The organism is Plantactinospora endophytica, from assembly GCF_016862915.1.
GTDB lineage: Bacteria > Actinomycetota > Actinomycetes > Mycobacteriales > Micromonosporaceae > Plantactinospora > Plantactinospora endophytica.
The window spans coordinates 285,393-308,023 of record NZ_BONW01000041.1 but is presented as its reverse complement, the minus strand read 5'-3'; the positions used below and the strand labels follow the sequence as shown (position 1 = coordinate 308,023).

Genomic DNA, 22,631 nt, shown 5'->3' with positions numbered 1-22,631 from the left:
GAACGAGCCGGAGATCAGCCGCCGGGACTCCGGCCGGGCCGGAGCGTGTCGCGGCGCGCTGGCGGGCCGGAGATGTCGGCCGGGAATATTGGGCGGAGGCCGGCGTCGGCGGCTGGTAGCGTCCGCCGTCGACGTGGGTGGCCGGACGTCGGGGCGGCCGGTACGACAGCGGGGTGGCGGGTGGACGGATCAGTGGTGTCGTTCCGGGCGGCGACCGGCGAGGATGCCGAGGATGTCGCGGCGCTGCACGCGGAGAGCTGGCGCCGGCACTACCGGGGCGCGTACGCGGACTCCTTTTTGGACGGTGACGTGTTGGCCGACCGCCGGGCGGTCTGGTCGGCCCGGCTGACCGAGCCCGCGCCGGACGGGGTCACCCTGGTTGCCGAGATCGACTCCGAGCTCGCCGGTTTCGTGCACGTCGTGCTCGACCAGGACGCCCGATGGGGCTCCCTTGTGGACAACCTGCACGTGTACCCGGCCCACCACCGGCACGGCATCGGCGCCGGTCTGATGCACCGGGCGGCGGGTACGGTGCTCGACCGTGGCGCGACCGACGCGATGTACCTGTGGGTGCTGGAGCAGAACACCGCCGCCCAGTCGTTCTACACGGCGGTCGGCGGCCGGATCGCCGAGCGGTCGTACGTGGAACCGCCGGGCGACGCGCCGGGCCGGCTGAACGGGCGTCCGGCCAAGCTGCGCTGCGTCTGGCCGGACGTCCGCGACCTGCTGTCGCGGCAGCGATAACCGGACGGCGGTCCGGCAGACAGCCACGGCGGTCCGGCAGGCAGGTGCGGCGGTCCGGCAGACAGCCACGGCGGTCCGGCAGGCAGGTGCGGCGGTCCGGCACGCGGGTGCGGCGGCCGGGTAGTCCCGGGGCGGGGCGGTTCGTCGGCGAAGCGGCGGGGCGGCGTCAGGACCGTTCGACCGCCGGCCGGCCGGTGCCGCCTCCCGGCTGGGCCGGCGGATGGCTCGGCCGGACCAGCCCCGTCTCGTACGCGTGGATCACCAGTTGCGCCCGGTCCCGGGCGCCGAGCTTGGTCAGGATCCGGCTGACGTGGGTCTTCGCGGTGAGCGGGCTGACCGTCAGGTGCTCGGCGATCTCCTGGTTGGTCAGCCCGGTCCCGATCAGGGCGAGCACCTCCCGCTCCCGGTCGGTGAGTTCGCCGAGCGTGGCGGGGCGGACGGACGCCTCGGGCCGGCTGAGGAACCGGCTGATCAACATCGTCGTGGCGGCCGGCGAGAGCAGCGACTCGCCGTGCGCGACGGTGCGGATCCCGTCGAGCAGGTCGGCCGGGCGGGTGTCCTTGGCCAGGAAACCGCTCGCACCGGCCCGCAGCGCGGCGACCACGTTCTCGCTGTTCTCGAAGGTGGTCAGAACGAGTACGCGTACGCCGGTCAGGTCCTCGTCCGCGACGATCTGCCGGGTCGCGTCGATGCCGTCCAGTTCGGGCATCCGGATGTCCATCACCACCACGTCCGGCCGTTCCGCCCCGGCCAGCCGGACCGCCTCCCGGCCGCTCTCCGCCTCGCCCACCACCAGCATGTCGGGAGCGGAGTTGACCAGCAGGGCGAAGGCCCCCCGCACCAGGGCCTGGTCGTCGGCGAGCAACACCCGGATCGTCATCGCGGCTCCCGGATCGTCATCGCGGCTCCCGGGCCGGCGCCGGTACGGGGGCGGCCAGCGGCAGCGGCAGCACCGCCTGCACCTCGAACCCGCGACCGGTACGAGGGGCCGCGGTCAACCGTCCACCCACCGAATGCGCCCGTTCCGTCATGCCGAGGATCCCGTACCCGCCGCGCCGGGCCGTGGCCGAGCCGTCGGTCGAGCGCCCCGGACCGTCGTCGGTGACCACTATCCGTAACGCGGCCAGATCGTAGACCACCCGGACGTCGATCCGGTGCGACCTGCCGTGCTTCACCGCGTTGGTGACCGCCTCCTGGATGATCCGGAAGGCCGCGACGTCGTGGCCGGGCGGCAACGGGCGGCGGTCGCCGGAGACCTCGACGGTCAGTTCGGTGCCACCGGCCCGCAGCGCACCGGCCAGCTCGGGCAGCCCGTGCAAGCCGGGCACGGGGTCGCTGACCGGTACGTCGTCGTCGCGCAGCCAGTCCAGCGTCGCCCGCAGGTCGGCCACCCCGCCCCGGCTGGTCTCGGCGATGCCGCGCAGGATCTCGCCGATCGCCGCCAGCGTCGCCTCGTCCGGCCGGGGCGTCTCCTCGATCAGGTGCGCGGCCACCCCGGCCTGCACGTTGATCGCCGCGATGCTGTGCGCGAGTACGTCGTGCACGTCGCGGGCGATCCGCATCCGCTCGTCGGCCACCCGCTGCCGAGCCTCCGCCTCCCGGGTCGACTCCGCCCGGGCCAGCCGGTCCTCCACCTCCGCCGTGTACGCCCGGTGGTAGCGCACCGCCTCACCGAGGGCCAGCGCCACGATCACCCAGCCGAGCGCGCCGACCAGCTCCGGGCGGTACGACCCCGGCTCGGCTATCGCCAGAGTCACCACGACAAGTACGCAGGTCAGCGCGCCCACCACCAGCGACCGGCGACGCTCCCCGGTGGAGGCGACGGTGTAGAGCGCGAACAGCACGGCCGGCAGGGTCGGCTCGGCGGGATAGTCGAGCAGTTGGTAGCCGACGACCGCCGCGAAGTTGACCGCCAGTACGCCCACCGGCCAGCGCCGCCGGACCACCAGTACCCCGGTCATCGCCAGCAGCAGGGCCACGGCGAGCAGGTCCGGGGCCCGGTGCGCCTCGTCGTCGGCTGGGATGGCCGTCAGCGCGGCGAGGGCGATCCCGAACAGGCCGGCGGCGAGCAGCGGATCCCGCCACCGGACGATCTCCGTCCAGACGCGACGACCGGCGACCATGCGTACCTCCCCGTCCGATTATCGTTCGCCGGACGCCGCTGGCGGCCGTACCGGAGGAATCTCCCGGTCCCGGAGCCGACGCGTGGTCAGTGTCGGAGCGACTCCGCCTCCTCCTCGGCGCCGGTCCCGGTTCCGCCGCCCGCCTGCCCGGCCGGTTGCGCCCCGGCCGGTTCGGCTGTGGACCCTTCTGCGGTGCCGGGCTCAGCAGTGGCGGAATCTGCGGTGCCGGACTCAGCAGTGGCGGGCTCGGCGCTGGCCGGCTCGGCGCTGGCCAGGCCCGCCGGGCCCGACGGGCCGGACGGGCCGGACGGTTCGTCGGGGCGGCGCCACAGCCCGCCCGGCCACCAGATCCGCCGACCGGTCACCAGGGCGACCGCCGGCACCAGCACCGACCGGACCAGGAAGGTGTCCAGCAGCACGCCGAGCGCGACCAGGAAGCCGAGTTCGATCATCAGCACCAGGGGCAGCGTCGCGAGTACCGCGAAGGTGGCCGCGAGGACCAGCCCGGCCGACGTGATCACCCCGCCGGTGGTGGTCAACGCCCGCAGCGTGCCCGCCCGGGTGCCGTGCGCCGCCGTCTCCTCCCGGGCCCGGTTCATCAGGAAGATGTTGTAGTCGACGCCGAGCGCTATCAGGAACAGGAAGCCGAGCAACGGTACCGAGTGGTCGATCCCCTCGAACCCGAAGATCCGGTCGAAGACGAAGACACTCGCGCCGAGCGCGGCGGCGAACGACAACACCACCGTGCCGACCAGGATGACCGGTGCCACGATCGCCCGGAGCAGGATCCCGAGGATGACCAGCACGACCGCCAGGACCAGTGGGATCACCACCGCCCGGTCCCGCTCGGAGGTGGCCGCCTGGTCCAGGTTCTCCGCGCTGGGCCCGCCCACCAGCGCCTCCGCGCCGGCAACCTGGCCAACGGCGGTGCGCAGCCGCTCGATCGTGGCGCTCTCCGCCGGGGTGTCCGGGGCGTCCGCCGGGAAGGCGGTGATCTCCGCCCAGTCCGCGCCGGCCCGGCCCGGCACCGCCTGGGTGATGCCCCGGGTACCGGCCACCACGGCGAGCACCTGGTCCCGCTGTGCCGGTCGGCTGAGTACGGTGATCGGCTGCCCGCCGAGTTCCGGGTAGTGCGTGGCCAGCACGGCGAACCCGGCGACCGACTCGGGTGTGTTGACGAACTGGTCCTGTTCGCGGAGCGAGTTGGTCGGCCCGGTCAGCCCGAGCGCCAGCACACCGAGCACCGCGAGCGAACCGAGCATCGACCAGGTACGGCGACGGGCGATGAACCCGCCGAGCCGGGCCCAGAGGCCGGGCCGGCCGGAGTCCGCCGTCCCGGTCCGGGGCACCGCCGGCCAGAAGACCCGCCGGCCGAGGACCACCAGCAGGGCCGGGAAGAGGGTCAGCATGGCGAGCAGTGCGCAGGCGATTCCGGCGGCGCCGACCGGGCCGAGCCCCCGGGTGCTGTTCAGGTCGGCGGCGAGCAGGCAGAGCAGCCCGGCCATCACCGTGGCGGCCGAGGCGACGACCGCCGGCCCGACGCCGCGCAACGCGTTCCGCATGGCGAGGCGTACGTCGTCGACGTGTCGAAGCTCCTCGCGGTAGCGGGCCACCAGCAGCAGGGCGTAGTCGGTGCCGGCACCGAAGACCAGCACGGTGAGGATCGAGGCGCTCTGCGTACTCACCGTGATGCCGAACGCCTTGACCAGCAGGTAGACGGCGGCCATCGACAGGATCGCGGCACAGCCGACCGCGGCGAGCGGTACCAGCCAGAGCACCGGGCTGCGGTAGGTGAGGACCAGCAGGATGGTGACCACCGCGATGGTGGCGATCAGCAGGGTGGCGTCGATGCCGTCGAAGACCTCGTCCAGGTCGGCGTCGACGGCCGGCGGCCCGGTGACCTTGGCGTCCAGCCCCGCCGGCCGGTCGGCCACCACGGCGCGGATCTCGACGACCAGGTCCTCCGGCTCGCCACGGTCGGTGCTGACCGGCAGCAGGAACATCAGGGCGGTACCGTCCCGGGAGGCGGTCGTCCCCTCGTCGCCCTCCTCGTCCGGCCCGTCCTGGCCGGGCACCGACGCCGGGTCGCCGAAGCGCTGCACCAGCGTGCTCCGCTGCCGCTCCACCGCCGCCCGGTCCGCCTCGGTCAACCCGCCCGGCCGGTGGTAGACGACGATGTAGTCGTCGTTGTCGCCGCCCGGAAGCCGGTCCTCCAGCTCCGCGACCCGGGTGGAGCCGGCGCTCGCCGGCAGGTAGTCGACCGGCCGGTCGCTCTGCACCGACTCCAGCTCCATCGCGAACGGCATCATCGCCACGAGTGCCGCCACCCAGAGGCCGATCACCGCCCAGGGCACGAATCGACCGCCCCGCCGGCCCGCCGGCCGGTCCCCCGTGGTGTGGTCGTTGCCAGTCATCCTGAGCCTCCCGCTCGTCTCGGCACTGTCGTCCTACGGTCACCCACCGGCCCTGCCCGGCGCGTCGGCGCGGGGCTGACACCTGCGCGTACTCCTCCGGGAGTACGCCCCGACCCCGGGTACTCGCCGCCGCCCACCGAGCGCGTTCGGCAGGGCGGCGCAGCCGGCAGGGTGGCGCAGCCGGCAGGGTGGCGCGGCCGGCAGGGCGGCGCAGCCGGCACGGTGGCGCGGCCGGTCAGTCGCTGCGGCGGAGTTGGCCGATGGCCAGGCCGAGCAGGCCGATCCCGGTGACCGCGACGATGGACAGCTCCAGCCAGACCGGCACCTGCCAGCCGCCCCAGGTGATCCCCTGGGTGAAGGTCGCCCCGCTGCCCGGCGGCACGGTCAGGTGGTCGAAGACCGCCCGGCGCATCGGATCCACCGCGTAACTCAGCGGATTGACCTTGGTCAGCACGTCCAGCCAGGTGGGCAGGTTGGCCAGCGGGAAGACGGCGCCGGAGAGGAAGAACATCGGCATCGTGAACATCTGCACCAGCGTCATGAACGACTGGGTCGCCTTCATCCGTACCGCCGCGACCATGCCGAACGCGGTCAGCGCGAAGGAGAGCAGCAGGGTCTCGCCGAGCAGCACCAGGATCAGCTCCGGCACGTACGGCACGCCGGCCAGCCCGGCCATCGCCAGGATCACCAGACCCTGGAAGGTGGCCACCACCGTACCGCCGAGGCATTTGCCGATCACGATGGCGGCCCGCCGGACCGGCGCGACCAGCATCTCGCGGAGGAAGCCGAACTCCCGGTCCCAGACGATGGTGACCGCCGAGAAGAGCGCGGTGAACAGCGACGACAGCGCGATGACCCCGGCGAACATGTAGGTACGCATGTCCATGCCACCGCTGTCGGCGACCAGCCCGGAGAGTCCGGTGCCGAGCACGAACAGGAACAGCAGCGGCTGGAAGAGCGAGGCGATCATCCTGGTCCGGTCGTTGACGAACCGGATCAGCTCGCGGTGCAGCACGATCCGGATCGCCCGCAGGTCGCGGCGCAGCGGATGGTCCGCGCCGCGCCCCGGCGTCGGGCCGGAGCCCGGTGCGGTCGCGGATCCCGGTGCGGTCGCGGATCCCGGTGTTCCGACGGGAACGGCAGGAGCGGTCATCCGGTCTACCTCCCTCGGTGCGCGAGTCGCCGCAGGTCGTCGGTTGCCGACGCCTCGGCCTCCCGGATGGTGCTGCCGGTGTACGCCAGGAACACGTCGTCCAGCGACGGCTGGGCCACCGTCACGGCGCGGATCGGCACGCCCAGTTCGGCGAAGAGTCGCGGTACGAACTGCGCTCCCGCCGGTACGGCGAAGTCGACCGCACCGTCCCGGACGGCCGCCTCGACACCGAACCGCTCCCGCAGCGCAGCGACGGCCCGCCCGTCGTCGTCGGTGTTGATCCGCACCCGGTCGTCCCCGACGCTCGCCTTCAGCGCCTCGGGGGTGTCCACCACGACGATCCGGCCGTGGTCGATGATGGCGATCCGGTCGCAGAACTCCGCCTCGTCCATGTAGTGCGTGGTCATGAAGATGGTGGTCCGCTCGGTCCGCTTCAGCTCGTTGATGTACGCCCAGATCGAGGTCCGGGTCTGCGGGTCCAGCCCGACGGTCGGCTCGTCGAGGAAGAGCACCCGGGGCTCGTGCAGCAGCCCCCGGGCGATCTCCAGCCGCCGCTTCATGCCGCCGGAGAAGGTGCCGACCAGGCCACGCCGCCGTTCCCAGAGCCCGACGATCTCCAGCATCCGGCGCAGCCGGTCCGGTACCGAGGCGCGGGGCATGCCGTACAGCTCGGCGTGGAACCGCAGGTTGCGTTCGGCGGTGAGGTAGTTGTCCAGGGTGCTGTCCTGGAACACCAGCCCGATCTGCTGGCGTACCCGGTCCCGCTCGGTCACCACGTCGTAGCCGGCGACCGTGGCCGTGCCCGCCGTGGGGCGGATCAGCGTACAGAGCATGTTGATCGTCGTGGACTTGCCGGCGCCGTTCGGCCCGAGAAAGCCGAACGTCTCGCCCGGCAGCACCGCCAGGTCGATGCCCCGGACCGCCTCGACGTCGCCGTAGCGTTTCGCCAGTCCGTGCACCGCGACCGCCGGTACGGCACCGTCGGACGACGTCGTCCCGGTTTCCCGTCGCCGGCTCACCGCCGTTCCCGCCATGATCCCTCCCGTCACCCGTCCAGCTCGACGGTGCCGGCTCCGCCGTCCACCGTGACCAGTTGGCCGTCCCGGATCCGGGCGGTGGCGTCGCCCGCACCGACGACGGCCGGAATGCCGTACTCCCGGGCGATCAGCGAGGCGTGCGCGGCCAGCGTCCCGCCGTCGGTCACCACCGCCGCCGCCCGGGCGAACAGCGGCGTCCAGGCCGGTGCCGTCGCCTGGCCCACCAGCACCTCACCGGCGGCGAACCGGGCGAAGTCCTCCGGGCCGCGCACCAGTCGGGCCGGTCCGGTCGCCCGGCCGGGACTGGCCGGATGCCCGACGATCGCCCCGTCCGGCACCACCGACCTGGTCCGGACCGCCTCGACGGTGGCGTCGAGGAACTTCTCGGCCAACTTCTCGGGCGGTCCCAGGGTCAGCGGCGGAGAGAGCCGGCGCTGCCGCTCCCAGCGTTCCCGGCGGTGCCGCACCCGCTCCTGGGCCGGCCGGCTGCCGGCCAGTTCGGCGGTGGTGAGGAAGAACGCGTCCGCCGGGTCGTCGACCACCCCGGCCGCCCGGGCCAGTTCGCCGAGCCCGAGCACGGCGCGGCGCAGTACCGGCCAGCCGAGGGTCAGCAGCGGGCCCTGCTCGTCGCGCAGCACCGCGTACTTGCGGGCAACGGCCAGCAGGGTCTCGAACCGGGCCAGGTCGGCCGGGCGGTCGGCGAGCGCGGACCGGCAGTCCGCCTCGGCCCGCATCCGCCGCTCGACCAGTCGACGTCGACGGTCCGGGTCCGGGCCGCCGGGCGCCGCCGGCAGCTCGCCGAGGGTGGGCCGGAACCAGTCCAGGCTGGACACCGCGTACGGGGCCAGCCGGGCCTCGCCGCAGGGCAGCCCGCAGAGCAGCCACTGCACCGCGTCGGCGCACCGCCCGCCGAGCCGGTCCCGAAGGTACGCCGCCAGCGCACCCTCCATCTTCCAGGCCGCCCCGCCGACGGCGGAGATCCAGAACATCTGGGTACCGGCCAGCGCGCCGACCTCGTCCACCAGGGCGACGAGTTCGGCCCGGGAGGCTGTCTCGACCCGCTCCTCGGCAGCCCGTACCGCCGCCCGGTAGCCGGGCAGGAAGGTCGCCCGCCAGTGCAGGGCCAGCCCGCCGAGCAGCACCCGGTCGGCGTGCTCCGGCCGGCGGCCAGCCTGGAAGAGCACCGTCCACAGGTAACGCAGCAACCGCAGCCGTCCCCGGGCCAGCGCCGCCAGTACGGCCGGCGGTCGGGGATGCGCCGTGTAGTACCAGCCGTTGACCTGCCCCTGCGGAAACCGTACGGCCGCACCGGCCCGCTGCCGCATCGCAGCCAGGAAGCCGTACTCGATCCGGGGCAGCAGCCAGTCGCCGAAGAGCGGGGTGACCGGCTCGGGCAGCCACTCGCCGAGCCGGAAGTTGCGCATCCACGAGCCGGGTCCGGGCGGTACCCAGGTCGCCGGCTCGGGCAGTGCGGTCATCGGCCGGGCCTGCAACAGCACCGGTTCGGCACCGTCGGCCAGCGCCCACTCGACGTCCTGCGGCTGCTCGGCCAGGGCCGCCACCCGGGCGGCGAGGGCGGCGACCCGCAGCGCGTCCGCCTCGTCGAGGGCGTGCTCGGTGTCGCGCAGGCACCGGGCGGTGCCGTTGCCGACCACCCACTCGTCGCCGACGGCGGCGCCGGAGACCAGCCGCTCGCCGAGCCCGCGCACCGCGTTGACCACGGTCTCGTCCCGGGCCCCGGTCAGCGGATGGGCGGTGAACGCCACCCCGGCCGCCCGGGCCCGCACCATCCGCTGCACCAGCACGGCCATCCCGCCCGCACCGCCCGCGCCGCTCGGTCCGGCCGCGTCGCCCATCTCGCCCATCCCGCCTGGCCCGGTGCCGGCGGTACCGCTGGTGGCCGGCGCTCCGGCCGACGGCGGTGCGGTAGTACCGGCGCCGGTGCCGATCGGCTGCCGGGCCCGCTGGTAGGCGGCGACCTCGACCCCGTCGGCCGAACGCAGGCAGCGGCGGACCGCCTCGACCAGACCGGCCCGGTCGACGTCCAGGTAGCTGTCGTAGAGACCGGCGTAGGAGGCACCCGCCAGGTCCTCGTCCCGGGCCGACGAGCGGACCGCGAACAACTCGCCGTCGAACCTTCCGGTCCCGTCGGTTCCGTCGATGCTTTCGGTGCCGTGGACGTCCCCGGTTCCGTGGCTGCCGGCCATGCCGTCGCGGCCGGTCATCGCGTCGATCGCCGCGAGCAGGTCGGCGTCCCATCCGTCCGGCCCGGCGGCGATGGTGACCACCACGCCAGGTGGCACGGGCAGGCCGGCGGCGGCGAGCCGGGCCAGCGCGGCGGCCTTCGTACCGAGCAGATCGGCGTCGTACCGGTGTGCTTCGGCCAGCGTGACCAGGGCAGGCCCGGCCCGGTGCGGTCGAGGGGGCCGGGCCGGGCCCGCGCTCATCGGTCCGCCTCCGGCGACGCGGCGGCGAGTACGGCGGCGGAGTTGAAACCCCCACTGCCCCGGGCCACCACCAGGGCCCGGCGCAGCCGGGCCGGGCGCGGCTCGACCACCAGGTCCAGGCCGTACCCGGGGTCGGCGGCGACATTCACCGAGGGCGGGATCACCCCGTGGTGCAGCGCCAGCGCGGCCCAGCCGAGGTCCAGTGGGGCGGCACCCGAGCAGAGTCGCCCGGTCATCGTCTTCGGCACCGTCACCGGAACGGCACCCGCGCCGAAGACCTCGCCGAGCGCCGCCGCCTCCAGCCGGTCGAGCTGCCGGTCACCGGCGCCGTCGGCGAAGACCACGTCCACGTCGTCGGGGCCGCACCGGGCCCGGTCCAGCGCCTGCCGGATGGCCCGGGTCAGGTGCCGGCAGTCCGGCGCCGGTTCCTCCGGGTCGTACGCGTCGTGGGTGGCCGCCGCACCGGCCAGCTCGGCGTAGACCCGGGCACCTCGGGCGTACGCCCGGTGCCGGGGCTCGACCACCAGCATGGCGCCGCCCTCGCCGGGTACCCCGCCGGTGGCGTCCGCCGCGAACGGCCGGTACGCGGTCGCGGCGTCGCCGCCCGCGCTGAGCGTCCGCTGGCTGCTCTGGCAGGCCAGCGCGTACGGCGACAGCGGCGCCTCGGTGCCGCCGACGAGTACGGCGTCGCCGCCCCGGGCCAGGATCCGGCGGGCCTGCCACGCCGCGTCGATGCCGCCCGCCCCGTCCGCGACCAGCACCCCGCACTGGCCCTTGAGCTGGTGCAGGATCGAGATCTGCCCGCTGCTCGCGGCGTAGAACCAGCCGATCGACTGGTACGCGCTGACCGCACGCGGCCCGGTCGACCAGAGCGCCTGGATCTCCCGCTGGCCGAACAGGTTGCCGCCGGAGCCGCTCGCGGTCACCACGGAGAGCCCCAGCGGAGGCGCTTTCCGGGGGTCGAGTCCCGCGTCGTCCAGGGCCAGCCGAGCGGCGGCCAGGGCCAGCCAGGTCCACCGGTCGGTCTGCACGATCAGCCGGTGCTCGACCCACCCGGTCTGGTCGAAGCCGGCGACCTGCCCGGCGACCGCGACCGGCAGGGCCGAGACGTCGAACTCGTCGATAGGCCGGATGCCGCTGATCCCGGCGAGGCTGTTCCGCCAGTGCTCGTCGACCCCGGTCCCGGTCGGGGCCACCACCCCGATGCCGGTGATCACCGCCGCGCGGCTCACGACTCCTCCGCCGGCTTACCGAAGAGCATCGCGGACTGGAAGCCGCCGAAGCCGCTGCCGACCGAGAGCGCGTGCTGCACCACGGCCTCCCGGGCTACCAGCGGGGTGTAGTCGAGGTCGCACTCCGGGTCGGCGGTGTGCAGGTTGGCCGTCGGCGGGATCAGCCCGCGTTGCAGTACCAGCGCGCAGGCGGCCATCTCGATCGAGCCGATGGCGCCGAGCGAGTGGCCGACGACCGACTTGATCGAGCTGATCGGCACCTTCCGGGCCGCCTCGCCGAGCGCCCGCTTGTACGCGGCCGTCTCGTGCCGGTCGTTCTGCCTGGTCCCCGAGCCGTGTGCGCTGATGTAGCCGACGTCCGACGGGTCGAGCCGGGCCTGGTGCAGTACGTCGGCGATCGCCTCGCCGAGTTCGAAGCCGTCCGGCCGCAGCCCGGTCATGTGGTAGCCGTTGGCCCGGGCCGCGTACCCGGTCACCTCGCAGTAGATCCTGGCCCCCCTCGCCCGGGCGTGGCCGAGTTCCTCGACGACCAGGAAGGCCGCCCCCTCGCCGAGTACGAAGCCCTGCCGGTCGTTGTCGAACGGCCGGGACGCGGCGGTCGGCTCGGCGTTGCGCGGGCTGGTGGCCCGGATCGCGTCGAAGCAGGCCACCGTGATCGGCGAGATCGGCGCGTCCGACGCACCGGCGAGCACCACGTCCGCCTCGTCGTCCTGGACCAGGCTGTACGCGTGTCCGATCGCGTCGATCCCGGAGGTGCAGCCGGTGGAGACCACGGCCGCCGGTCCGTGTGCGCCGAACCGGGTGGCGAGTTCGGCGGCACCGCTCGACGGCACCAGCGACTGGTAGAGGAAGGGCAGGGCGTGCCGGTGGTCGACGACCCAGTTCCGGCCGTGGTCGCTGGCGACGACGTACTCGTCCTCCAGCCGGATGGTGGAGCCGACCGCCGTACCCAGGCTGACGCCGAGCCGGTCCCGGTCGACGCCGCCCAGTTCCGCGTCGGCGACCGCCTCGTCCGCGGCGACCAGCGCCAGCTGGACGAACCGGTCGGTGCGCCGGACCTCCCGGGGGGTCAGCCCGGACGCGGCCGGGTCGAAGTCGCACTCGGCGGCGATCTGCGAGCGGAACGGCTCCGGGTCGAACCGGCTGATCCGGCGGATCGCCGGCCGGCCGTCGACGATCCGCTGCCAGAACTCCTCGCGGCTGCCGCCGCCCGGTGCCACCACACCGACTCCGGTGATAACAGCACGCCTCATCTCGTACTCCCTGGTCTGTCGCTGGGCAGGTGGCCGGGTCCGTTGCTCAGGAGGTGGCCGGCGCGAGTGGCGCCGCCGCCGGTTCGGCGGCCGGACCCGGCTCGGTGTCGACGTGCCCGAGTTCCGGGCGGGGTGCCAGCGGGCAGAGGTTGAAGACGGCCAGCGCGTCGGTCAGCCCGACGTTGACCAGCCGGTGCCGGACGTTGCGCGGGATCAGCAGCCCGTGTTGCGCAGCCAGGAAGACCGGCTCGTCGTCGAGGTCGATCCGCAGCTCGCCCTCGGCGAGGAAGAGGAACTCCTCCGAGTACGGGTGGTAGTGCTCGGCGACCCGTTCGGCCGGGCGGAGCCGTACCGCGCCGCAGAAGCCGGCGGACGAGCCGACCGTGCCGGGCGCGACGATGGTCCGCAGGTCACCGCCGCGCCGGGTGTTCGACGGTACGTCGGTGAAGCCGACCGGCCGACGCCGGCGTCGTTCCACCCTCTCCTTGATGGCCCGCATCTGGCCGGGCGTGTTGCCGTTGATCCGGTCGGTCATCCCGGCGGTGTCCACCGGCGCGTCCGGGCGCATCTGGAAGTCCTGCACCCAGCGCATCCGGGTCCGGTCCGGCTCGATCTGCTGGTAGCTCCAGGTGATGTTCATGAACTCGAACGGCCCGGTCTCCACCCGGCGGGCCCGGACCGTGAAGGTGTCCCGGTCACAGCTCCGCTGGGAGACCCAGGACCAGACCCGGCCCTGCTCGTCGGGGTGCATGGTGAGCCGGAACAGCACCGAGGTGGCGTCCTCGCGGAGCACCTCGACCGAGGCGTACTCGGTGAACAGGTTGGGCCAGTCGCGCACGTCGTTGGTCTGGATCCAGACGAAGCCGATCGGGGCGTCGATCTCGATCTCGTTGTCGGTGTGTCCGATCACCGGGGCTCACACCCCCGCTGCGGCGAGCCGCGCGTTGACCAGCCGTTGCAGGCCGATCGGGGTCTCGCTCGGGGTGAGGTCGTCCTCGACCTCGACCCCGAAGCGGTCCTTGACCCGGCTGGCGATCTCGATCCGGGCCAGCGAGTCGAGTTCCAGCTCCTCGAAGGACCGGGTCAGGTCGCCGGCCGCCACGGCCGGGCTGGCGCCCACCGCCAGCAGCAGGCCACGGACGTCGTCGTCGGTCAGGGTTCCGGTTTCCATCGTTCGGCTCCTCCTGTCGTCTCGGCCGGTGGCCGGTCGTCTGCGCCGTGGGTCAGCCGGCGGCTTTGGGCAGTACCTGGGCGAAGCGGGGGCGGCGGGTCAGGTAGCGCATGTGCTCGGGGCCGGTGGCGGCGAGCTGGCGGACCATCTGGGCGAGCTGTTCCGGCTGCGGGTAGATGAATCGCTCGTCCCGGTCGTCGAGTCCGACCGAGCGGACCACCGCCGGTGACGCCGAGACCGTGGCCATCAGCTCGCGGCCGGCGACGCCCGCGTCGAGTTCACCCCGGTCCACCGCGTCGGTGAGCCGTACCATCTCGTCGAACAGCCGTACGTAGTCGGGATTGTCCGGCAGCAGGTGCCCGAGGAACGGCACCTCCTCCATCTCGATAAGCACCCGCTCGTCACGCGAATCGAGATAGCGGTCGAGATATTGCCCGAACCGCAGGTTGATGGGAATCTCGGCGGCCCCCCAGACCCGGTAGACCGCGTTCCACAGCTCGTAGTTCGAGAACGAGACGAACGAGGCGTTCACCAGTTCGTCGTTGTATTTGATGAGCCCCTTCTGGAGATCGTCGACGTACTGGAAACGCTCGGTCGAGAAGTCGTCGTCCTTGAGCGCCGCCAGCAGCCGCCAGGCGAGCGAGTTGATGACCTCGCCGGTGTTGGTGAGGCCCCGCGAATAGAGCGGGTCGATGAATCCGGCGGCGTGCGACAGCAGGCACCAGCGGGGCCCGATCGTCTGGGTCGAGGTGTACTGGAGGCGGTCGGTGGAGACCCACGGGCGTACGGTCCGGGCGTCGGCGAAGATCCGCTCCAGTACCGGGTAGCGGGCCACGTACCCCCGGAACTCCTCCTCCGGGCTGAGGTCGGCCGGCTTGGGGTACCGCCGCTCGTCGAAGGTCAACCCGATGCTGACCAGCGGGTTCTTCGAGCGGGGCTCGTTGTTGAACGGGATGATCCAGAACCAGCCCCGGTCGATGATGTGGTGCATCGTGCCCTGTACCCAGGGGATCGGCGGCATCTCGGCGGCCGGCATCCGCAGGCACTCGTCGGTCGGCCGGACGTTGACCATGTGGGTGAAGAGCGACCGCGAGTGGTGCTTCAGCGCTTCCGGCCCGGCCCGCAGGCCGAGCTTGCCGGCGATCGGCGAGCGGAAGCCGCTCCCGTCCACCAGGTAGCGGCCCCGGTACCGCTCGCCGGTGTGCCCGACCACGGTCACCCCGTCGTCGTCCAACTCGGTCTCGACGACCCGGAACGCCTGCCGCGCCGTGCAGCCGTAGCTGATCGCGGTGTGGAACAGGTAGGAGTCGCTGTCCTGCCGGTGCAGGTGGCTGGTCTGCAACTGGGCCGACGGCGGACTGAACTGGTTGACCTCCCGGGGGTCCGGCTCCGCCCCCTCGGTGTGCAGCATGAACCCGAAGTGCCGCTTGGTGCCGAACGACGAGCCGATCGCGTCGAGGCAGCCCTCGAACGAACAGAACGCCTCGATCTCCGGTACGTCGTACCGCTTCGCGAGGATCCGGAAGACGTTCAACGTGTAGAGCGTGGTGGATTCGCCGACCGCGAACCTCGGGTGCACCCCGGCATCGAGGAGCAACACGCTGGCACCATTCCGGGCGAGTACGGCGCCGAGCACCGATCCGGCAATTCCGGAGCCCAGGACGATGACGTCGAAATTACCGTCGACACGACTCGACACACTGGTCATTGGTCCTCCGCAATCGGGATTGGCAATTGCCGCTCTCAGGGCGCTGCCGACGTTCAACACGCTATGGCGGAATCGTTTTGCGGTCTTCCCCCGCGGTGATGAGAACCCGGCTCATCCCCCGGGCGGGGCGACAACCTCGACGGCCCGGTCCGGGGGCCGGACGACCGACGCGGTGCCGCCGGTGTTGCGGAACGCGGCACTGTCCAGGAAGGACGTGGTGTGCCGGCCGGCCCGGAACACCGGATCGGCGAGGATCTCCCGGACCAGGTCCCGGGTGGTACGCACGCCCGGCCCGTCGACCCGCAGTTCGGCCAGCGCCCGGTCCAGCCGGGCGAGCGCCTGCGCCCGGTCCGGCGCCCAGGCGACCACCTTCGCCAGCAGCGAGTCGTACTCGGGCGGCACCCGCCAGCCGGGATAGGCGTGCGTGTCGACCCGGACGAACGGCCCGCCGGGCGGCACGAACCGGTCCAGCCGCCCCGGGCTCGGCGCGAAGTCCCGGGTCGGGTCCTCGGCGTTGATCCGGCACTCCACCGCCACGCCCCGGGGGCGCACCTCCGGCTGGGTGAGCGTCAACGGCAGCCCCGCCGCGACCCGCAACTGCTCGCGGACCAGGTCGATGCCGGTGACCATCTCGGTGACCGGGTGCTCGACCTGGATCCGGCAGTTCACCTCGATCAGCGCTGTCTCGCTGCCGTCGATCAGGAACTCGAAGGTGCCGGCGCCGGTGTAGCCGACCGCCCGGGCGCCCCGGACCGCGTACTCGGCGAGCCGGTCGGCGACCCCGTCCGGCAGCTCCGGCGCCGGACTCTCCTCGATCAGCTTCTGGTGCCGCCGCTGGACGGAACAGTCCCGCTCGCCGAGGTGCAGCACCGTACCGTGCTGGTCGGCGAGGACCTGCACCTCCACGTGCCGGGCCCGGGGCCAGTACCGTTCCAGGTAGACGTCGTCGTTGCCGAACGCGGTCCGCGCCGCCGCCCGGGTCGACCGGTACGCCGGCAGCAGCCGGTCCCGGTCGTGCACCACCGACATGCCCCGGCCGCCGCCACCGGCGGACGCCTTGATGATCAGTGGTAGCCCGATCCGGGCCGCCGCCCCGGTCACCTCCGCGCTGCTGCGCACCGGGCCGGGGGTGCCGGGCAGCACCGGCACGCCGGCCCGGCTCAGCAGGGCCCGCGCCTTCGCCTTGTCGCCGAGCTGCGCCATCACCTGCGGCCGGGGGCCGACGAAGACCAGCCCGTTGGCGGCGCAGATCTCGGCGAAGTCCGGGTCCTCGGAGAGGAAGCCGTAACCGGGGTGGATCGCCTGGGCACCGGTCCGCAGTGCCGCCTCGATGATGGCCGGCGGGTAGAGGTAGCTCTGCCGGGGCGGCCCCGGACCGATCAGCACCGCCTCGTCCGCGGCGAGTACCGCCGCCGAGTCCCGGTCCGAGGTGGAGTAGACCAGCACCGTGCGGATGCCGAGTTCCCGGCAGGTACGCAGCACCCGCAGCGCGATCTCGCCCCGGTTGGCCACCAGTACCGTGTCGAAGTACCGCCCGTCGGCGGCCGGAGCACCCGTCATCGAGCTACTCCTCGACCGGGGCGAGCGAGAGCAGCGGCTGGGCGTACTCCACCGGTTCCGCGTCGCCGACCAGTACCGCGACGACCCGGCCGGACCGGTCCGCCTCGACCGCGTTCATCAGCTTCATCGCCTCCACGATGCCGATCTGCTGCCCGGGGCGGACCACGTCGCCCACCTCGACGAACGGCGGCGCGCCCGGCTCGGGTGCCCGGTAGAAGGTGCCCACCGTGGGTGCGGTGACCGTCGACAGGTCGGCCTGCTCCGGCACGGCCGCGTCCACCGGCCCGGCCCCGGGCGCCGGTACGACACCACCGCCGGCCACCGGCCACTCGACCTCCACGCTCGCCGCCCCGTACCGGACGACGACCCGGGCCGGCGGGTTCGCGCCGGCCGCCACGATCCGGGCCACCCCGTCGACGACGGCGTCGAGCTGGCTCGACGCCACCACCGCCGTACCGTCGCCGGGGTGTTCCGCGCCCCGGCCGTTGCCGGCGCCGCGCCGGTCGACCCGGACGGTGGTCATGGCCGCTCCGCGCCGACGCCGCCCGGCGACACCGCGCCCGGGTGACCGACGGCGGCCGGGGCACCGGCGGCCGGAAGCTCCCACCGGCCGAACCGGCGGAACCGGTCCCGCCGCTCGCGGACCAACTGTTCCCCCGGAATGCCGCGCAGTTCGCGGAGGGTGGCGACCACGGCGGACCGGATCGCGTCACTGGCCCGGACCGGGTCGGTGTGCGCGCCGCCGTCCGGTTCCGGGATCACCCCGTCGACCACGCCGAGCCGCAGGCACGACTCGGCGTCGATCCGGAGCGCGTCGGCGGCCCGCGCCGTGGCGGCCGGGTCCTTCCAGAGGATCGCCGCGCAGCCCTCCGGGCTGATCACCGAGTAGATCGCGTTGGCGCAGATCAGCACCTGGTCGGCGACACCGAGGGCCAGTGCCCCACCGCTGCCGCCCTCGCCGGTGACCACACTCAGCACCGGTACCGGCAGCGAGCCCATCAGCCGCAGGCACTCGGCGATCGCGCCGGCCTGCCCCTGCTCCTCGGCGGTCACCCCCGGATAGGCGCCCGGAGTGTCCACCAGGGCCAACACCGGCAGCCGCAGTTTGGCGGCCAGCCGCATCAGCCGGGCGGCCTTACGGTAGCCGGCCGGGCCGGGCATGCCGAAGTTCCGGCGGACCAGCTCGGCGGTGGAGTGGCCCTTCTGGTGCCCGAGTACCAGCACCGGCAGCCCGTCCAGCATCGCCACCCCGCCGACCAGGGCGGGGCAGTCCTCCCCGGCCCGGTCGCCGTGCAGCTCGACGAAGCCCTCCGCCCAGGCCGCGACGTGGTCGAGCAGGGTGGGCCGGTCGAGGTGCCGGGCCAGCGGCACCACCTCGGCGACCGGACGCTGGGCCAGTTCCTCCGGCCGGCGCCGGACCGGGTCGACCTCGTCGCCGCCCCACTCCGGGTCACCGGGCGTGGTGGCGGCGAGCAGCAGCGAGATGGTCGGCGCGAGTTCGGCCCGTGGGCGTACGTCGTCGACCAGTCCGTGCGAGAGAAGGAACTCGGCCCGCTGGAAGCCCTCGGGCAGCCGTTGCCGGATGGTCTGCTCGATCACCCGGGGGCCGGCGAAGCCCATCCGGGCCGCCGGCTCCGCCACCACCACGTCGGCGAGGGTGGCGAAGGAGGCGGCCACCCCGCCGTAGGTGGGATCGGTGACCAGGGTGACGGTCAGCAGGCCCGCCTCGTCGAGCGCCGCCATCGCGTTGCTCGTCTTGGCCATCTGCATCAGCGAGAGCGTGCCCTCCTGCATCCGCGCGCCGCCGCTGGCGGTGACGATCAGCAGCGGCAGCCGCTCGGCGAGGGCGGTCTCGGCCGCCGTGGTGATCGCCTCACCGGCGGCCACACCCAGGCTGCCGCCGAGGAACCCGAAGTCCATCACCGCCACCACCAGCGGGCTGCCGCGCATGGTCCCCCGGACCACCCGTACGGCGTCGTCGTCGCCCCGGCCCGCCCGCGCCGCCGCCAGCCGGTCGGCGTACGGCCGGTGGTCGGTGAAGGCGAGCGGGTCGTGCACGGTCGGGGCGACCGGGATCGGCTCGAAGCCGGGATCGAGCAGCAGCCGGAGCCGGTCGTCCGCGCTCAGGCCGCTGTGGTGCCCGCAGTCCGGGCAGACCCGCTGCAACCGCTCGTACCGCTTGCGGTAGACCATGGTCCGGCAGGCGCGGCAGGCGATCCAGTCCGGTTCGGTGCTGACGGCGGGTTCCAGCGTGCTGGTCATCGTCTCTCCCCAATCGCGCTTCCGGTCGACGGGCCGGTCGGCGTCCCGGTCGGCGTCACCTCCGCCGTCGGGTCCGTCCTCCGCCCCGGCCGGCGGTGGCAGGTACCACCCGGTCCCGGCGGCGGCGAGGCCGGAGAGGCCCTGGACGAGGTACTCGGACCACCGGCGGGACCGGGGGGTCACCGCCCACCGCCCGGTGGTTCCGCCGACCACTCGTAGATGGACCGGGCCATGGCGTCGGCCGGGCCGCGCCAGGTAGCCGGGTCGTACGGCGTCACGTGCTCGGCCAGCTCGTCGCTGAGCTGCCGGAAGTCGGCCCGGCCCCGGGCCAGGTCGACGGCCTGGCGGGCGTTCCCGGCGAACTCCGCGTAGTGGAAGTAGAGCCCCTGGAAGGTGAAGAGGTGGCGTTGCGTCACGCCGAGAATCCGGGGCAGTTCGCCCTGGTCGGAGGCTCCGAAGAGCCGGGCGACCGGGCCCGCGCTCTGCGGTGCCATCCGGGCGACGATGAGCATGCGGTCCGCCACGACGGCTCCCTGGTGTTGTCCGAAGTGGATCCCCTCCGGCGCCTGGCGCGGTCCGCCCGAGCCGACGGTGCGGGTCGGGCGGCGGATGCCACGCGGTTCAGCGGAGGGAGGATCCAGTGGTTGGTCGGGACAACCACACGCTATGGAGCGGGCCTGCGGGTGTCTCCCGCCGGCGAAATGAAGTCCGGCCTCCCCCACCGAGACGACGTCCTCGTCCCTCCGAGGGACTCCGTGCCGCGTCCGGGCTGCACCAGCCCGTTCTCGTACGCGTAGATGACCACCTGGACCCGGTCGCGTACGCCGAGCTTCTGGTAGAGGTGTTGGATGTGCGACTTCACCGTGCTCTCGCCGAGGGTCAGGATCCGGGCCATGTCCTCGTTCCGGTAGCCCCGGACGAGCAGCTTGAACATGTCCATCTCGCGGTCGGTGAGGCCGGCCAGCTCGGGTGCGGTGGTGTCGGAGAGCATCGGCCGGCGGGCGAACTCGGCGACCAGTCGCCGGGTGACCGACGGCGACAGCAGCGCGTCGCCGGAGGCGACGGTCCGGACCGCCTCGACCAACTGCTCGGTCGGGGCGTCCTTGAGGATGAAGCCGCTGGCCCCGGCCCGGAGCGCCTCGAAGACGTGCTCGTCCTGGTCGTAGATGGTCAGGATGACCACCCTGGTCGCGGCGGTCTCGGGCAGGGTGGTGACCTTTCGGGTCGCCTCCAGCCCGCTCATCACCGGCATGTTGATGTCCATCAGGACGAGGTCGGGCCGCAGCGCCCGGGAACTGGAGACCGCGTCGGCCCCGTTGCTCGCCTCGGCGACGATCTGTAGCCCGGGTACGGCGCCCAGCGTCGCCCGCAGCCCGTTGCGGACCAGTGGCTGGTCGTCCGCTATGAGTATCCGGATGTCGTCCATCGTGTCCGCCCGCTCCTCCCCTGACGGCGCCGTTCCGACGGCACCGGGACAGCACCCACGACCCGCTCAGCCACTGACCGGGTCCAGCCGGTCCGGCCGCTCCCCGGCACCCGGTGACCGGGGTGCCGGGGCGCTCGGCCGGATCGGGCGCATCGGCAGCCGGGCGCGGACGATGAATCCGCCGCCGCGCAGCGAGCCGTACTCGAAATGACCGTTGTGCGCCACCACCCGCTCGCGCAGCCCGGCGAGGCCGTAGCGCCGGACGTCGTCGGGCGCCTGGCCGACGATGCCGACCGGGCCGGGCCGGAAGCGCTCGCCGTCCGCGCCGACCCCGGTGACCACCGAGACGGTCAGGTCCACGCCGAACCGGATCGTCACCCGGGTGAGTTGGCCCCGCCCGTGTTTCAGGGAGTTGGTGAGCCCCTCCTGGACGATCCGCAGCGCGGTGGTGAGCACCGTGCCGGCCAGGTCGCGCTCCGGGCCGACCACCTCGAACGCCACGGTGCTGCCCGGCGCGGGTAACTGGGCGATCAGGTCCGAGACCAGCCGGGTGAGCGGCGGGTTGTCCCGGCCGGCCGCGGACGGGTCGTCGGCGCGGGCCGGCGGGTCCGGCTGCGGCGTCGGGTCCGGCTCGGCGCGGTGCAGCACGCCGAGCATCCGGCGCATCTCGCCGAGGGTGCGCTGCACCGTCCGGTCGATGGCCTGGAACGCCGAGTGGAGCTGCGGATCCGCCGGCCGGGCCTGCCGGGCGTGCATCGCGATGACCAGCAGGCCGTGCCCGACCACGTCGTGCAGTTCCTGGGCGATGCGCCGCCGCTCCCGCATCACCGCGACCGCCACCCGGCCCTCGGCGGCGCCGTCGGTCCGGCGGCGTTCCACCAGCCAGCTCACCAGCAGGTAGAGCGCCACGCCGGAGAGGCCGCCGACGATGACCGCGGCAGCCAGTTGGAGATGGTGGAACCCCCCGGGGCCGACGACGGCGTCGCCGACCACCGGGCCGGGGACACCACCGGAGTCCACGGCCATGCCACGCCACGCAGATTTCCCCAAGACGCCAACTCCCCCAGTACCGGCGCGCACGCAAGAAGATATGCGGGTGGAATCATTGGCGCCGAGATTACGTGAACTTCAGATGCACAACAAGGCCACCTCATGAAAATAGCAAGTAAACAGAATGACATCTCGGACGCTGCGGCGACCATACCGACGAGTAGGGATTGCTTGGCGGAATTTCAGGTCGATAGCTGTCGATTCTGGACGCCCGAACCGGACGGGCCGCCCACCCGGGGGATGGCGGGCGACCCGCGTACCGAGATCGACATGGGTCATGACCAGAGTGGAGAGGGGACCATTCGGGGGTGGAAATTTCCGGACATCGCGCCTGTCCACACGCCTGGTTCCGACGAATGTCCGAGTACGGTATCGGACGTTAGGTCAGTGTCGACGACACGATTAACCGGGCCTGAAAACGAAATGCTCCTTACCGTGGAACGATCGAGAATACATACACAGGTTCGGGAAACCGAACGGCGAAGAGGACCGCGCGGGGCGCGGGATCCCGGCGCCTCACGAGATCAATTATGAAAGCGTCCCCGGACCGGCCGGCGCGGGGCACCGCAGGGCCACCGGCGCACCGACTTCCGCGCCGACGGCCGGCCCGGATCCGGACGGTCAGCCCGGTACGTGCGCGACGATGGCGACCAGCCGCATCCGCGCCGAGCGTCGCAGTTTGCGCAATTCCGCAGTCGCCGCGTCCTGGTCGTCACTCCGCTCGAAGGCCCGGAACGACCGCTCGTCACGCCAGTCCGAGGTGATGGTGAAGACGGCCTCGCCGCCGTCGGGACCGCCGTCTCCGCTGCTCACGCCGTCGACGCCGGCCACCCGGTCCGGGCCGTCGACGCCGGCCACGCCGTCCGCCCCGGTCGGGCCGTCCTCGCGGCAGAGCGACTGCCGCAGGCAGCCGGGCTGGCTGCCGGCCCAGGCCGCCACCTCGGACCAGGCCCGGACGAACGCCTCGCTGTTGCCGGTGCCGACCCGGACGGTCAGCACCGCCCGGACCGGCCCGCTCCGACCACCCGCCGCCGTACCGCCGTCGACCATC

General features: G+C 73.2%; 19 protein-coding genes and 1 pseudogene. 1 reads left to right on the top strand and 19 read right to left on the bottom strand.

Going from position 1 to position 22,631, the window contains the following annotated elements; genetic code table 11:
- Nucleotides 1–180: 180 nt before the first annotated feature.
- A complete protein-coding gene (locus Pen02_RS34905; protein ID WP_239141782.1) occupies nucleotides 181–744 on the top strand; it encodes a GNAT family N-acetyltransferase in 564 nt (187 codons plus the stop codon).
- A gap of 166 nt (nucleotides 745–910) precedes the next feature.
- On the opposite strand, the gene Pen02_RS34900 is transcribed toward Pen02_RS34905, so the two are convergent.
- From Pen02_RS34900 to Pen02_RS34815, 19 genes and pseudogenes are all read right to left on the bottom strand, one after another.
- Nucleotides 911–1,624, bottom strand: a complete 714-nt coding sequence (locus tag Pen02_RS34900; protein ID WP_203870428.1) for a response regulator — start codon at nucleotides 1,622–1,624, stop codon at nucleotides 911–913.
- Between the two features lie 16 nt (nucleotides 1,625–1,640).
- Nucleotides 1,641–2,867, bottom strand: a complete 1,227-nt coding sequence (locus tag Pen02_RS34895; RefSeq protein ID WP_203870427.1) for a sensor histidine kinase — start codon at nucleotides 2,865–2,867, stop codon at nucleotides 1,641–1,643.
- 86 nt (nucleotides 2,868–2,953) lie between these two features.
- Nucleotides 2,954–5,281 carry an MMPL family transporter gene (locus Pen02_RS34890; protein ID WP_203870426.1) on the bottom strand — a complete coding sequence of 776 codons (2,328 nt, stop codon included), beginning with the start codon at nucleotides 5,279–5,281 and terminating at the stop codon, nucleotides 2,954–2,956.
- 235 nt (nucleotides 5,282–5,516) lie between these two features.
- Nucleotides 5,517–6,434: an ABC transporter permease gene (locus Pen02_RS34885; protein ID WP_203870425.1), complete on the bottom strand. Its 918-nt coding sequence runs from the start codon at nucleotides 6,432–6,434 to the stop codon at nucleotides 5,517–5,519.
- 5 nt (nucleotides 6,435–6,439) lie between these two features.
- Nucleotides 6,440–7,468: an ATP-binding cassette domain-containing protein gene (locus Pen02_RS34880; protein ID WP_203870424.1), complete on the bottom strand. Its 1,029-nt coding sequence runs from the start codon at nucleotides 7,466–7,468 to the stop codon at nucleotides 6,440–6,442.
- 11 nt (nucleotides 7,469–7,479) lie between these two features.
- Nucleotides 7,480–9,918 carry a PEP/pyruvate-binding domain-containing protein gene (locus tag Pen02_RS34875; RefSeq protein WP_203870423.1) on the bottom strand — a complete coding sequence of 813 codons (2,439 nt, stop codon included), beginning with the start codon at nucleotides 9,916–9,918 and terminating at the stop codon, nucleotides 7,480–7,482.
- Nucleotides 9,915–11,150 carry a beta-ketoacyl synthase N-terminal-like domain-containing protein gene (locus Pen02_RS34870; RefSeq protein ID WP_203870422.1) on the bottom strand — a complete coding sequence of 412 codons (1,236 nt, stop codon included), beginning with the start codon at nucleotides 11,148–11,150 and terminating at the stop codon, nucleotides 9,915–9,917. The genes Pen02_RS34875 and Pen02_RS34870 overlap by 4 nt, the downstream gene beginning before the upstream one ends.
- Nucleotides 11,147–12,403: a beta-ketoacyl-[acyl-carrier-protein] synthase family protein gene (locus Pen02_RS34865; RefSeq protein ID WP_203870421.1), complete on the bottom strand. Its 1,257-nt coding sequence runs from the start codon at nucleotides 12,401–12,403 to the stop codon at nucleotides 11,147–11,149. The genes Pen02_RS34870 and Pen02_RS34865 overlap by 4 nt, the downstream gene beginning before the upstream one ends.
- Nucleotides 12,404–12,449: 46 nt before the next feature.
- On the bottom strand, nucleotides 12,450–12,881 hold the full coding sequence (locus tag Pen02_RS34860; RefSeq protein ID WP_372445730.1) for a cupin domain-containing protein: 432 nt from the start codon (nucleotides 12,879–12,881) through the stop codon (nucleotides 12,450–12,452).
- A gap of 6 nt (nucleotides 12,882–12,887) precedes the next feature.
- Nucleotides 12,888–13,313: pseudogene (locus tag Pen02_RS42220) on the bottom strand (SRPBCC family protein); the annotation flags it as partial.
- Nucleotides 13,314–13,319: 6 nt separating this feature from the next.
- Nucleotides 13,320–13,574, bottom strand: a complete 255-nt coding sequence (locus tag Pen02_RS34855; protein ID WP_203870420.1) for an acyl carrier protein — start codon at nucleotides 13,572–13,574, stop codon at nucleotides 13,320–13,322.
- A 52-nt stretch (nucleotides 13,575–13,626) separates the two neighbouring features.
- Nucleotides 13,627–15,282: an NAD(P)/FAD-dependent oxidoreductase gene (locus Pen02_RS34850; RefSeq protein ID WP_203870419.1), complete on the bottom strand. Its 1,656-nt coding sequence runs from the start codon at nucleotides 15,280–15,282 to the stop codon at nucleotides 13,627–13,629.
- 111 nt (nucleotides 15,283–15,393) lie between these two features.
- Nucleotides 15,394–16,842, bottom strand: a complete 1,449-nt coding sequence (locus Pen02_RS34845) for an acetyl-CoA carboxylase biotin carboxylase subunit (RefSeq protein ID WP_203870418.1) — start codon at nucleotides 16,840–16,842, stop codon at nucleotides 15,394–15,396.
- A 4-nt stretch (nucleotides 16,843–16,846) separates the two neighbouring features.
- Nucleotides 16,847–17,365, bottom strand: coding sequence for an acetyl-CoA carboxylase biotin carboxyl carrier protein (gene accB, locus Pen02_RS34840; RefSeq protein ID WP_203870417.1), 519 nt, complete (start codon nucleotides 17,363–17,365; stop codon nucleotides 16,847–16,849).
- Nucleotides 17,362–19,104, bottom strand: coding sequence for an acetyl-CoA carboxylase carboxyl transferase subunit alpha (accA, locus tag Pen02_RS34835; protein WP_203870485.1), 1,743 nt, complete (start codon nucleotides 19,102–19,104; stop codon nucleotides 17,362–17,364). Before accA ends, accB begins: the two co-directional genes overlap by 4 nt.
- 179 nt (nucleotides 19,105–19,283) lie before the next feature.
- Nucleotides 19,284–19,628 carry a TcmI family type II polyketide cyclase gene (locus tag Pen02_RS34830; RefSeq protein WP_239141780.1) on the bottom strand — a complete coding sequence of 115 codons (345 nt, stop codon included), beginning with the start codon at nucleotides 19,626–19,628 and terminating at the stop codon, nucleotides 19,284–19,286.
- 140 nt (nucleotides 19,629–19,768) lie between these two features.
- On the bottom strand, nucleotides 19,769–20,530 hold the full coding sequence (locus Pen02_RS34825; protein ID WP_203870416.1) for a response regulator: 762 nt from the start codon (nucleotides 20,528–20,530) through the stop codon (nucleotides 19,769–19,771).
- 66 nt (nucleotides 20,531–20,596) lie between these two features.
- A complete protein-coding gene (locus Pen02_RS34820) occupies nucleotides 20,597–21,556 on the bottom strand; it encodes a sensor histidine kinase (RefSeq protein WP_203870415.1) in 960 nt (319 codons plus the stop codon).
- Nucleotides 21,557–22,201: 645 nt separating this feature from the next.
- Nucleotides 22,202–22,630 (bottom strand): antibiotic biosynthesis monooxygenase family protein, encoded by a 429-nt coding sequence (locus Pen02_RS34815; protein ID WP_203870414.1) that lies wholly within the window; start codon nucleotides 22,628–22,630, stop codon nucleotides 22,202–22,204.
- Between the last annotated feature and the right edge of the window lies 1 nt (nucleotide 22,631).